The sequence below is a fragment of the Caballeronia sordidicola genome, assembly GCF_001544455.2.
Classification (GTDB): Bacteria; Pseudomonadota; Gammaproteobacteria; order Burkholderiales; family Burkholderiaceae; genus Caballeronia; species Caballeronia sordidicola.
In genome coordinates this window covers 327,470-340,644 of record NZ_FCOC02000001.1, presented here as the reverse complement: position 1 = coordinate 340,644, position 13,175 = coordinate 327,470, and the positions used below count along the sequence as shown (strand labels likewise).

10 protein-coding genes are annotated in these 13,175 nt (G+C 60.3%); 9 read left to right on the top strand and 1 reads right to left on the bottom strand.

From position 1 onward, the window contains the following. Positions 1–31: 31 nt before the first annotated feature. A complete protein-coding gene (locus AWB64_RS01495; RefSeq protein WP_060816848.1) occupies positions 32–421 on the top strand; it encodes a hypothetical protein in 390 nt (129 codons plus the stop codon). A gap of 106 nt (positions 422–527) precedes the next feature. Here the strand turns inward: AWB64_RS01495 and fabI are convergent, their stop codons facing one another. Beyond that, a complete protein-coding gene (gene fabI, locus AWB64_RS01490) occupies positions 528–1,325 on the bottom strand; it encodes an enoyl-ACP reductase FabI (protein ID WP_060816847.1) in 798 nt (265 codons plus the stop codon). Positions 1,326–1,530: 205 nt separating this feature from the next. Here fabI and AWB64_RS01485 point away from each other — a divergent pair, with 205 nt between their 5' ends. The 8 genes from AWB64_RS01485 to AWB64_RS01450 all read left to right on the top strand — a co-directional run bounded on the left by AWB64_RS01485 (position 1,531) and on the right by AWB64_RS01450 (position 13,167). Then, a complete protein-coding gene (locus AWB64_RS01485; protein ID WP_060816846.1) occupies positions 1,531–3,396 on the top strand; it encodes an extracellular solute-binding protein in 1,866 nt (621 codons plus the stop codon). Positions 3,397–3,424: 28 nt separating this feature from the next. Continuing rightward, complete coding sequence (locus AWB64_RS01480; RefSeq protein ID WP_060816845.1) at positions 3,425–4,459, top strand: microcin C ABC transporter permease YejB; 1,035 nt, start codon at positions 3,425–3,427, stop codon at positions 4,457–4,459. Positions 4,460–4,472: 13 nt separating this feature from the next. Beyond that, the gene (locus tag AWB64_RS01475) at positions 4,473–5,567 is read left to right on the top strand and encodes an ABC transporter permease (RefSeq protein WP_060817161.1); all 1,095 of its coding nucleotides are present in this window, start codon (positions 4,473–4,475) and stop codon (positions 5,565–5,567) included. Beyond that, a complete protein-coding gene (locus tag AWB64_RS01470; protein ID WP_060816844.1) occupies positions 5,564–7,162 on the top strand; it encodes an ABC transporter ATP-binding protein in 1,599 nt (532 codons plus the stop codon). Before AWB64_RS01475 ends, AWB64_RS01470 begins: the two co-directional genes overlap by 4 nt. Positions 7,163–7,299: 137 nt before the next feature. After that, positions 7,300–7,995, top strand: coding sequence for a C40 family peptidase (locus AWB64_RS01465; RefSeq protein ID WP_060816843.1), 696 nt, complete (start codon positions 7,300–7,302; stop codon positions 7,993–7,995). Between the two features lie 485 nt (positions 7,996–8,480). Next, positions 8,481–11,312: a xanthine dehydrogenase family protein molybdopterin-binding subunit gene (locus tag AWB64_RS01460; RefSeq protein ID WP_060816842.1), complete on the top strand. Its 2,832-nt coding sequence runs from the start codon at positions 8,481–8,483 to the stop codon at positions 11,310–11,312. Next, complete coding sequence (locus AWB64_RS01455; protein WP_082850327.1) at positions 11,309–11,887, top strand: (2Fe-2S)-binding protein; 579 nt, start codon at positions 11,309–11,311, stop codon at positions 11,885–11,887. Before AWB64_RS01460 ends, AWB64_RS01455 begins: the two co-directional genes overlap by 4 nt. After that, positions 11,884–13,167: a cytochrome c gene (locus AWB64_RS01450; protein ID WP_060816840.1), complete on the top strand. Its 1,284-nt coding sequence runs from the start codon at positions 11,884–11,886 to the stop codon at positions 13,165–13,167. Before AWB64_RS01455 ends, AWB64_RS01450 begins: the two co-directional genes overlap by 4 nt. Positions 13,168–13,175: the final 8 nt, after the last annotated feature.

Sequence of the window (13,175 nt, the reverse complement as noted above, 5' to 3'; positions counted from 1 at the left end):
TGAACAATGACGGCCCGAGGCACGCCTTTACATGAAAACGATCAGAAGCATTCGCAGTCTTGCTGGCATTGCCGGCGTATGCCTTGCCACAGTCTCTGGCGCGGCCCATGCGGGCCACGTGAACCTAGGTATCAACATTGGAATTCCCGCGCCGGTTTATGTGGCGCCCCAGCCATACTACGCGCCGCCTCCGCCGCCCGTCGTCTATCAGCCCGCGCCCGTGTATGTGCGCCCGCCGGTAGTGATCGGCTGGTACGGCGACCGCTATTACGATGGCCGGCGCTATTGGGCTCGCGATGACTGGTATCGCCACAACGGCGGGCGTGGTGGCTACTATGGCTCGCCGCGTGGTCATGGCGGGCCTTCGCATGGCGGTGGCAATGGTCATGGCGGCGGTCACGGAAACGATCACCACCGGTAAGCACTCGTACCCGTGCATCGAAAAAAGGCCGTCTTGCATGTGCGAGACGGCCTTTTGATTTGGTGCAAGCCTGGCAGGAGCCACGCGGCGCGTGTTTCGGCGGTCTTTATTCCGCTGCGCTCGGGACCGTCATGCCGCCAACGACTGCATTAAAGCCGCTGTCCACATGAATGATCTCCGCGCTCACGCCACTCGCCAGATCCGACAGCAGGAACGCCGCCACGTTACCGACCTGATCGATGGTCACATTGCGTCGCAACGGCGCGTTATTCTCAACGAACTCCAGAATCTTGCCGAAGCTCTTGATGCCGCTTGCCGCCAGCGTCTTGATCGGACCGGCCGAGATGCCGTTGACGCGCACGCCTTTGTCGCCCAGCGATTCGGCCAGATATCGCACGCTGGCTTCAAGCGATGCCTTCGCCAGACCCATGGTGTTGTAGTTCGGGATTGCACGCTCGGCACCTAGGTAGCTCAGCGTGAGCAGCGAAGCGTCCGGAGAAAGCATGGACTGTGCGGCCTTGGCGAGCGCCGGGAAGCTGTACGCGGAAATATCGTGGGCGATGCGGAAATTCTCGCGCGTCATGCCATCGAGGAAATTACCGGCAATCGCATCGCGCGGGGCAAAACCAATGGAATGCACGAGACCGTCGAGCGTGTCCCAGCGTTCTTTCAACGAGGCGAAGAGGGCGTCGATGTCCTCGTCGCTTGCCACATCGCAGGGAAATATCAGATCGCTGCCGAATTCCGTCGCGAACTCAGTGATGCGATCCTTGAAGCGCTCACCCACGTAGGTGAAAGCGAGTTCGGCGCCTTCGCGCTTGCACGCCGCCGCAATGCCATAGGCAATCGACCGGTTCGACAACAAGCCCGTCAGCAGAATCCGTTTTCCAGCGAGAAATCCCATAGATGCTCCTTAATAAGTCAGTATCGCGCTTGGCCCGGATGATTGCGCGAGAGGCGCGCGAGCCTCGTTACAATGCCCAGGGCAATTGTTTTAAGTAGAATTCTCTCACACTGCGGGGTCTGGACTGCAGGCCAAGGCCGCGTTGCGGGCGATGCTGGCAACATGTTTTTTCAATCATCGTGGAATGGTACGCATAAAGGCACTCATGACGACTGGCTCCCGACGGGTCCTCGGTCCACTGCTCGCGAGCCTGGCTGTTGGTTTCGGCGGGTTCGCGGTTTCCAATCCGGCATGTGCCGTATATGCCATCGCGCAATATGGCGAGCCAAAATATCCGGCTGGTTTCACGCATTTCGATTACGTCGATCCCAACGCGCCGCGCGGCGGTACGCTTGTGCTGGCCAATCCAAACCGGCTGACCAGCTTCGATAAATTCAACCCCTTTACGCTGCGAGGCAATGCGGCGCCCGGGCTCGGCTATCTTTTCGAGAGCCTGACAACCGGCAGCCTCGATGAAGTATCGACGGCATATGGTCTTCTTGCTGACGATATCAGCGTGGCGTCCGACGGACTTTCGGCCACTTTCCATATCAATCCGAAAGCGCGGTTTTCGAACGGCGACGCGGTCACGGCCGAAGACGTCAAATACTCGTTCGAAACGCTCAAAAGCCCACAGGCCGCGCCGCAGTATTCGGTGTACTTCGGGCAGATATCGCGGGCTGTCGTGGTGGATCCGTTGACCATTCGTTTCGAGTTCAAGGAGCGCACGCGCGAAATGCCGTTTATTGCGGGCGGAATTCCGGTGTTTTCGCGCAAGTGGGGCATGAAGCCGGACGGCAGTCACGTGCCATTCGATCAACTTGCGTTTCAGAAGCCCATAGGCAGCGGACCGTATCTCATCGAGCAATACGACAATGGCCGCACCATTACGTATAAACGCAACCCTGCCTATTGGGGCAGCGCGTTGCCCGTGCGCGTGGGCACCTACAATTTCGAGCGCATCAGTTACAAGCTGTATTCGGATGGCGTCGCGCGGCTGGAGGCCTTCAAGGCCGGCGAATATGATGCGCTCGTGGAATATATCGCGCGTAACTGGGTGCGTCGCGATATTGGCAAACGCTTCGATAATGGCGAGCTGATCAAGCGCGAATTCCGCAATCACAACGGCACGGGCATGCAGGGATTTTTCATCAACCTGCGCCGGCCCTTGTTCAAGGACGTGCGCGTGAGACAGGCGCTCGATCTCGCCTTCGATTTCCAGTGGCTCAACCGGCAATTGTTTTTTAACCAGTACACGCGCATCGACAGTTTTTTCGCCAATACGGATCTGGCGGCGACCGGCACGCCAAGCGCGGGGGAACTCGCGATCCTTTCGCCATTGCGCGCGCAACTCGATCCCGCTGTCTTCGGTCCGATGGTCAGGCAGCCAAGTACCGACGCGCCCGATTCGCTGCGGGCAAACTTGATCAAGGCGCGCCAGCTTCTTGCCGACGCGGGCTGGACTTATCGCGACGGTGCGTTGCGTAACGCGAAGGGCGATCCGTTCGTGTTCGAGATACTCGATGACTCGGGCAGCGGCGCTTCCATGGAACCCGTGGTCGCCACTTTCCAGCGCAACTTGCAGAAGCTCGGGATCGTGGCGAACTTTCGCACGGTGGATTTCGCGTTGATCCAGAAGCGGCTCGACGCCTACGACTTCGATGTCACCAGCATTCGCATGCCCGACGTGCAGATACCCGGCACGGAACAGGAAACGCGTTTTGGCAGCAAGTCGGCGGACCAGCAGGGCTCGGACAATTACATCGGCCTGAAGTCGCCGGCGGTTGATTCGATCGTGCATACGCTGATCGGCGCGCAGACACGCGAGCAACTTCTCGATTCCACGCATGCGCTCGACCGGGTCCTCATGCACGGCTACTATGTGATCCCGCATTGGTACACGGCGTCGCATCGGGTGGCGTATCGCAACACGCTCGCGTATCCGGCGACCTTGCCGCTGTACTACACCGCCGAGGACTGGATCACGTCGACATGGTGGTTCAAGCCAGACCCGGCCGCCGCGACAAAATAATTGGAAGCATTCAACCGGAAAGTCGCCCATGTGGAGCTACATCCTCAAACGCATCCTGCTGATGATCCCGACCTTGCTCGGCGTCCTCACGCTCACGTTTGCCGTGATCCAGTTCGTGCCGGGCGGCCCGGTGGAGCAGGCGGTGCACGAACTGCGCCGCGGCGAGCAAGGCACGAGCTTCGGCATGCGCCAGCATACGGGCGTGGACGCGCAGCAGATCGCCCAACTTCGCGCGCTGTATGGCTTCGACAAACCGCCGCTCCAACGCTACTTCCTGATGCTTGGCCGCTTCGCGCGCTTCGATCTCGGCGACAGCTACTTCCGGCATCAAAGCGTGTGGTCGCTGATTGTGTCGAAGCTGCCTGTATCGATCAGTATTGGCCTGTGGACGTTTTTTCTGACCTATCTGATTTCGGTGCCGCTCGGCATTGCGAAGGCGATACGCAACGGTTCCACTTTCGATGTCACCACGAGCCTGCTTGTACTGATCGGATTCGCGATTCCGGGTTTTGTGCTCGGCGTGTTGCTGCTCGTGCTCTTCGGCGGCGGTTCGTTCTGGCAACTTTTTCCGCTGCGCAACCTCACGTCCGACAACTGGGCAACGCTCAGTCTTGGCGGCAAGATCGCGGACTATCTGTGGCATATCACGTTGCCGATCATCGCTTCGGTGGTGGGCAGTTTCGCGGTCATCACCATGCTGACCAAGAACGCGTTCTTGGATGAAATCCGCAAGCAATATGCTCTGACTGCGCGGGCCAAGGGGTTGTCGGAACGAACGGTGCTGTGGAAGCACGTGTTCCGCAATGCGTTGCTGCCGTTGATCGTGGGATTTCCCGGCGCGTTTATTGGCGCGTTTTTTACGGGCAGCCTGCTGATCGAAACGCTGTTTTCACTCGATGGCCTCGGACTGCTTTCCTATGAATCCGTCGTGCGGCGCGATTATCCGGTCGTGCTGGGCACGCTGTATCTGTTCACGCTGATCGGGCTTGCAACCAAGCTGGTGTCCGACCTCTGCTACGTGTGGGTCGACCCGCGCATTCAATTCGAACAACTGGAGCGTTGAGTTGAACCAGTCCATGCTCCGCACGCCCCGCGACAGCGACGCACAACCGTTGAGCGCACCCGTTTCAGTCACGCCAGGCCGGCGCGTCTGGCAGCGATTCAAGCGCAACCGGCTCGGTTACTGGAGCCTCGTGATCTTCGTGATCGCATTCGCGATCAGTCTGGCGGGTCCCTTGTGGTCCAACGACAAACCGCTCGTGGTCCGCTATCAGGGACACCTCTATTTCCCGCTGGTGAAGACGTATGCGGAAACCACGTTCGGCGGCGATTTCCCGACGCCCGCCGATTATCTCGATCCCTACATTCGCGACCGTTTCAGCGAGGGGAGCAACTTCGCTGTCTATCCGCCGAATCATTACTACTACGACACACTGAACTATTTTTCGAAGGGCTCGAATCCGGCGCCGCCATCGCGTGAAAACTGGCTCGGCACCGACGACCGCGGCCGCGATGTCTTCGCGCGGCTGCTCTACGGCTTTCGCGTCTCGGTGATCTTCGCGCTGGTGCTCACGGCAATCGGCACGGTGCTCGGCATGCTCGCCGGCGCGGTCCAGGGCTATTTTGGCGGGCGTACCGACCTGACCGGACAGCGCCTGATCGAAATCTGGAGCGCGTTGCCCGAGTTGTATCTGCTGATCATCTTCGCGTCGATCTTCGAGCCGAGCTTGTTGCTGCTGGTTGTGCTGCTCTCGCTTTTCGGATGGATTGGCCTGTCCGACTACGTGCGCGCCGAATTCCTGCGCAACCGCACTCAGGACTATGTGCGCGCGGCGCGGGCGATGGGTTTGTCGAATGCGCAGATCATCTGGCGGCACATCCTGCCCAACAGCCTCACGCCCGTCATCACGTTCCTGCCGTTTCGCATGAGCGGCGCCATTCTCGCGCTGACGAGCCTGGACTTTCTTGGCCTTGGCGTCCCCTCGCCAACGCCATCCCTGGGCGAACTGCTCGCGCAAGGCAAGGCAAACCTGGACGCCTGGTGGATATCGTTATCGACGTTCGGCGTGCTGGTTGCAACCCTGCTGTTGCTCACGTTCATGGGCGACGCGCTGCGTAACGCCCTCGACACGCGCATCTCCGATGCCATCAAGGCCGGAGGTGGAAAATGAGCGCGCCGCTGCTGGACATTGCCGATTTGCGCGTGCGTTTTGGCGACACCCTGGCGGTTGATGGCGTCAATCTCAGGATCGAGGCCGGCGAGCGCGTGGCGCTGGTCGGCGAGTCGGGATCGGGCAAAAGCGTGACCGCGTTGTCCGTACTGCGGCTTCTGCGAGAGGCCGATCTCACCGGCTCGATCCGCTTCGATGGCGAGGAACTGCTCTCGAAGAGCGAAGGCGCGATGCGCAAGCTCCGCGGCTCCGACATCGCGATGATCTTTCAGGAGCCGATGACCGCGCTCAACCCGCTTTTCACCATTGGCGACCAGATCATCGAGACCATCGTGCTGCACGACGGCGTATCGGTGCGCGACGCGCGCCGCCGTGCAATCGACCTGCTTGCGCGCACGGGCATCACGGAGCCGGAAACGCGCATCGACCGGTATGCGCATCAGCTCTCGGGCGGACAACGCCAGCGCGCGATGATCGCCATGGCGCTCGCATGCCGCCCGCGCCTGCTTCTCGCCGACGAACCCACCACCGCGCTCGACGTCACGATTCGCGCGCAGATCGTGGAGTTGCTGCTCGAACTCCAGCGCGACGAAGCCGCATCGCGCGGCATGGCGGTGCTGCTGATCACGCACGATCTCAACCTCGTTCGCAAATTCGCACAGCGCGTGGCGGTGATGGAGCAGGGCGTGCTGGTCGAAAGCGGCGCGGTGGAATCGATTTTCGCGTCGCCGCAGCATCCGTACACCATTCGCTTACTGGAGAGCAAACCGGAGCGCACCGTCTTGCCGGTGCTGCCGTTGTCACCGGTTCTGCTCGATGCAAAAGAAGTATCGGTGGAATTCGCCACGAAGATCGCGGGCGTTGGCGGCTGGTTCCGGCGCGGCGCGTTCAAGGCTGTCGACGGCGTTTCGGTGACCGTGCGCCAGGGCGAGACGCTTGGCATTGTCGGCGAATCGGGTTCAGGCAAATCCACCCTGGCCATGGCGTTGCTTGGTTTGCAGCGCATATCGCACGGAAAGGTCGAATTCCAGGGGCGTCAGCTCGCTGATTACCGTGGCCGCGAGCAAACCGTGCTGCGCTCGAACATGCAAGTGGTGTTTCAAGACCCGTACAGTTCGCTCTCGCCACGCCAGACCATCGAGCGGATAGTCGGGGAAGGGCTCGCGCTTCACCGTCCCGAACTCGACGCCACCGCCCGCCACGCAAAGGTGATCGCGGTCCTGCGCGAGGTCGGCATGGACCGGACGTGCCTGAATCGTTACCCGCACGAGTTTTCCGGCGGCCAGCGTCAGCGCATTGCAATTGCGCGTGCGCTGGTGCTCGAACCGCGCATCCTGATCCTCGATGAACCCACGAGCGCACTCGATGTCTCAATTCAGCATCAAGTTTTGCGTCTGCTTGCCGATATACAACGGAAGTACAACCTGGGCTACGTTTTCATCAGCCACGACCTGGAAGTCATCGGCGCGATGGCGCATCGGGTGGTGGTCATGCAGAACGGAACTGTCGTGGAAACCGGCGATGTGGAGAATATTTTTGCAATGCCGTCCCACGAATACACAAGAAAGTTACTGAAAGCCGCGATCGTGGCCTAATTTTCACCAATTAGGTGCGCATCTCAATTGTATTTTTCTATGCCTTTTGACATGTAAATAATATCTGGCTAGTATCGAGCAAAGTTTTCTCGCATGATCCTGATTTTTCAGACTTTTTTACCCAAACCTACCGACCGATGCAGCCATTAACCTTGACTCAGACATGCGCGCGCGCAGCAGCCAGCATGTTGATCGGCCTGATGATGACAGCAGCTAGCGGTGCGTTCGCCGACGAAGTCAACAGTTCAAGTCAAAATGCCAGCAATGGCATTTTTTCGTCGCCGAAAGCAGCTAATGACATCTATCCCGTTGCCGGTTCAGGCAATGTGACAAGCACCTCTTCAGCAACCCCGACCGCTACGCGTTCTTTCCTCTCCGGCATGGCGAGCAAAGCGGGTGACGTGGTTGTCGGCGCGCTCAATATGATTGGCGTGCGGTATCGCTGGGGCGGTAATACACCCGATTCCGGCCTGGATTGCAGCGGTTTTGTGCGATACGTATTCCAGGACACGCTCGGCATGACGCTGCCGCGCCGTGCGGAAGAAATGAGCCGCGTTGGCGAGAAGGTTCGCGTGAGCGAGCTCAAACCGGGAGACCTCGTGTTTTTCAACACGATGCGGCGCTCGTTCTCCCATGTCGGCATCTACATTGGCGACAACAAGTTCGTCCATTCGCCTTCCACGGGCAGCACCATCCGTGTTGACGACATGGACAACAGCTATTGGGAAAAGCGCTATACGGGTGCTCGTCGAATAGAAGCGACGTTCCCGATCGATGGCGTCGATCTGCGTCAGCGTGTCAGCGCCACGATCGGTGGCAATCCCGACAACTAAATCGTTCTAATGAACTGACCAGCCAGTCACGCTGCGCGCCGGTCAGCTACAAAGCCTGCCTTCCAACAGAAGGCGGGCTTTTGTCGTTGGTCAAGCATAACCATGCATGGTTATGCATTCAGCACAAAACTTGACACCCTGATCGCTGCTCACAGGCAACCTTGCCACGTACAATCGCCAGCTTTCCTTGGGGACTGCGGCCTCCCGCCGCAGTCCATTGCGTGAACGCAGCCAAGGTGTTTCGAAGTGAACAACAGCGCGCGTTAAACCCCGAAACAGGCTGCTGCAAATCCCTGCACCCTGACCACTCGAAGTGCGTTTAGGATCGGAACGCGCCGGGATCCGTCGTAACAAGTCATTCTCTTCAATCAAAACGAAGAACACGGCTGTTTCAGAAAGTTAATAGTTTCGGAATCCGAAATAAATTTTGGGATTCGAATGAATGTGACTTGGGGGTGAAAAGCCGCCCGGGTGAGGAGAGTGATATGGGAGAACTCGACCGATCGCGTCGCGGTTTTCTTAAGGCGAGCACCATTGCAGGACTGACTGTCATCATCGCGCCGCTTGGCAGTCGTGCTTTCGCCGCGTTGTTTGAAGAGAAGGTTCTCACGCCGATCCAGTGGGATACGGCAAGCGGCCGGGCGAAATTCCGTATCGACGGAATCGCGAAGGTGACGGGGTCGAAGGTGTTCGCCCGCGACGTGCGCGCCGCCGACATGCCGCACTGGCCGAAACAGCAATCCCATGCGTTCATCTTGCGTACGACGCAAGCCGACAGAATCTATGAAGGTATCGACCTCGGTCTTCTCGGCGACGAACTGCAACCGGACCGGATTGTCACGGCAGAGGATCTGACGCGCGATGGCCTCGCATTCCCGGCGTTTTATGGTGAAGACATGCTCTTGCCCGCGGGCAAGACGCCGGCTTATCTGGGTCATGCCGTCGCAATATTGATCTATCACGACTTCGCGCGTTTTCGATTCGCGAAGGACACGCTTCAGTTCCACGATGAAGTCATTCGCTACGGCGCCAAGACCGGGCCACTCGAGCGCGATCCGTGGGGCACGTTTCGCTTCGTGCGGGTCGGCGGCGCGACGCCGTATGACGAGGATACCTTCTCGAGCCTGAAGAACACCATGCTGTTCCCGAGCGCGATGCGCAAGCACGAGCCTGTCTGGGCTGCAGGTAATGCCAGCGGCAAGCTCGATCAGCAGGGCATGTTCCACGCTGAAAAGCTGCGCGACGAACTGGACCATCCGCCCGCGGATTGGCTCGTGCTCGATCGCAACTACACGACTCAGTCCATCGATACCGCCGCGCTCGAAGCCGACAACGCGAACTGCTGGTATGACGCGTCGACGCAATCGCTGCACATGGTCGTGCCAACGCAAGGTCCGAGCGAAGTCGCCCAGAGCGCGGCGGGCATGGCGGCGAAGTGCCGCTTTCCGGTGAAGAACCTGTTCGTGCATCCGGTTTCGACTGTCGGTTATGGTTCGAAGGATCACTACAACGTGCCGTTCTACGGCCTGGTTGCGGCCATGTATGGCGACGGCCGGCCAGTGCGGCTCGCCTTTGACCGCTACGAGCAGTTCCAGACATCGATCAAACGGCATGCATCGAAAATGCATTACCGGATTGGCGTCGATAAAAAAACCGGCCTGCTGCAATCGTTCAATGCAGAGCTTGAGGTCAACGGTGGCGGGCGCTCCAACTTTTCTCCATCGGTGGCAATGGTGGGCGCGTCGGCCGCGCAATCCATCTATTACTTCCCGAAAAGCGATCTGATGGGCATCGCTACGGCGTCGCGTGCAATCGACGCCGGCTCCGCTCGTGGCTACGGCACCTTGCAGACCATGGCCGCAACGGAAATGCTGATCGATGAACTGGCCGGCCAGCTTGGACTCGATGCTATCGACTTGCGGCTGAAAAACGCGCTGCGCTCCGGCATGAAGAACACGCAGGGTGCGATCCCGGCAGGCGCGATCCGCGTCGATGAAATCCTTCAGAAGGCGAAGGTTCATCCGCTGTGGACCGATCGCGCGAGGAAGAAGGCCGAGTATGAGCTGACGCATCCGGGCAACCGCTATGGCGTGGGCTTCGCATGTGTGCAAAAAGACTTCGGGACGGGCGCGGAGGCATCGTTTGCGAAGGTCGAAGTCGCGGCCGACGGCAAGATCACGCTGCATCACACCGCCGCTGAAATCGGCACGGGAGCGTCGACGTCTCAGGCCATTGCGTGCGCGAAGTGGCTCGGCAAGCCGGCTGCGGAAGTGCGCATGGCGATTGTCGACTGGCCGGAGTTGCCGATGATCACGAGCGGCGATCCGTACACGATGTCGCAAGCGGAGCAGGACAAATTGTCGGCGAATCCACGATGGTCGCCGGGGATGGTATCGCCATCGAGCGCGACGAATTCGGCGTTCTATTTCACTCACAGCACGCACGAAGCGGCGCGCGTTGTCTTCACGCAAGGCCTGTGGCCGGCAGCCATGTCGATCTGGAGCGCGGGCATTGGCGGCGGTCAGGCGGCGCCTTTGGTCGTTCGCCGCGAGGATGCGCGCTGGGTCGACGGCAAGCTGACGGCAGCAGGGCTTGAGCCCTTGCCGCTTGAACAACTTGCGAAAAAAGCGCACGAACTCGGGGTCGTCACGGGTGCGGTCGTGCACGTGTTCAACCGCTGGCAATGGACCGAGGCGGAGTTCGATATCCGGGGCGTGACAGAGCGCTTGCCGATTGACGGTTTGTCACTGCTTTATGGCGCGGGGAAACCCAAGGATGATGGCAAGGGCCCCGCTCCAGTTGCTCCGGCGTATCGCGCGCTCGATCGCAAGCGGGTTTTCATCCCGCCGGTCCAGCGCAACAACGCGGCCGTGACCTATTACAGCGCGGTGGCAACGCTGGTCGAGCTTGCGGTGAACGAGGCGAGCGGGCATGTTGAACTGCTCTCGCATCACTCCATCATGGAGTGCGGCAACATGCTCGCGCCCGAACTCGTGTCAGGTCAGTTGCAGGGCGGACTGGCGATGGGCATCGGCCATGCGCTGCACGAGTACCTGCCGCTTTACGAAGAGGGCCCCGGCAACGGCACGTGGAACTTCAATCGCTATCACCTGCCGCGCGCAAGCGATGTCGCCGTCTGGACCCAGACCGGCGAACTGCTGCCGCCGCTGTCCGAAACGGATCCGCCGAAGGGCATCGCGGAAGTGGTCATGATTCCGGTAGTGGGCGCCATAGTCAACGGCATTGCGCACGCTATCGGACGCCGGTTCAACGACTTGCCTGTGACGCCTCAAACCATTCAGGAGGCGCTCGCATGACGGCCCCCAATCGAGCAAAGCCTGCCATGATCCAGATGAAGCCTCTTTCGCTCACCATCAACGGCGTGGCAACCGGTCCGATCCAGACGCCCGACGGTCTGATGATGATCGATTTCCTGCACGAATACGTTGGCCTGACGGGCTCGCGCCTTGGCTGCGGGCAAGGTGTCTGTCACGCATGCGTGGTGATTCTGGACAAGCAGGACGGAACCAGCGAAGAAGTGCGCTCCTGCATCACGGGCGCGCATTTTTTCGATGGGAAGAAGATCCGGACCATCGAAGGGCACGGCACGCGCAATGAGCAGGGCGAAGTCGTCGAACTCACGCCGGTGCAGCAAAAATTCCTGGAGCACTTCAGTTTTCAGTGCGGCTATTGCACGCCGGGATTCGTGAACGCGGCGACGGTCTTCATTGAGCGGCTGAAGCGCGAGCCCATTGCGAAGGCGTCGGTGGACAGCGAGATCATGAAGGCGCTCGACAGCCATATCTGCCGATGCACGGGCTATGTCCGCTATTACGAAGCCGTAAAAGACGTCGTGATGAACACGCCCGGACTCGTGAAGGATTCCGCATGAGCTACGCATCGACACTTCGTATCGGCGCGCTCGCCTTGTGTATTGCGGCGTTATCGGCGTGTAGCAAGGGTCCCGACAATGCGCCGGCGGACGCGCGCACATCGACCCCCGAACAGATCGCGCGCGGCCGTTATCTCGCGAAAGCCGCCGATTGCGCCGCCTGTCACACGATCCCCGGCGGCGCGCCGTTCGCGGGCGGCGTGAGACTTGGTTCGCCTTTCGGCACGTTCTATGGCACGAACATCACGCCTGATCCTGAACATGGCATCGGCAAATGGACCGCCGCCGAGTTCTACAAGACGCTGCACGACGGCGTGACGCCCGATAAGCAGCTTTATCCGGCGATGCCCTACACGTCATACCGGACCATGTCGCGTGCCGACAGCGACGCGATCTACGCGTACCTGATGGCGCAAAAGCCGGCCGCCGTGCCTGACCGCAAGCCCGATCTCAAATTTCCGTTCAACGTCCGGTTTGCCGTCATGTTCTGGAACATGCTGTTCCTGAAAGACAGCTTGCCGGATGCATCGGTTGGAACGTCGGCGGACTGGACACGCGGGAAATATCTCGCGAACGCGCTTGGCCATTGCGCTGAATGCCACACGCCGCGCGGCCTGTTCGGCCAGATGAACGGGGCAAAGGCGCTCCAGGGGTCGGATCTGGGCCGTGTGATTCCGCCGGATATCACGCCTGCCGGACTTGCCGCGCGCGGATGGACGGGCGCCGACCTGCAGACTTTCTTCGCAACCGGAATCAGCCGTCAGGGACCCGCGTTTGGTGAAATGCATCCGGTGGTCTTTCTGAGCACGCAATACTTGTCGCCGGGCGACTTGCGCGCGATGTCGGTCTACCTGCTCGGCGATGCACCGCCACCGCCCACGCCCGTACAGCCGGTTTCCGCCGACGCTGCTCAGGTCAACAAGACGGCTGCCGGCCGTAACACCTACGTTGCCGTGTGCGCGGGATGTCACGGGCTGGGAGGCGAGGGCAAGCCGCACGTGGCGGTGTCGATGCGAGGCAGTTCCACGCTGCGCCAGACCGATCCGCATAACCTGATCGCCGTGATGCTCGATGGCATGGCCGCCGCGGAGTTCGCGGGCACGGAGAGCTTGCAGGCAATGCCTGGCTTCGCTGCTACGCTCGACGACGAGGAACTCGCGCAACTGGCGAACTATCTGCGCTCGAACTGGGGCGGCCAACCGGGCGACGTCACCGCGGCAACGGTCAAGGCGCTGCGTGACTCGACGCCTCATGTGACATCTCACGCGCCGTCCCACTAGGATCCCGA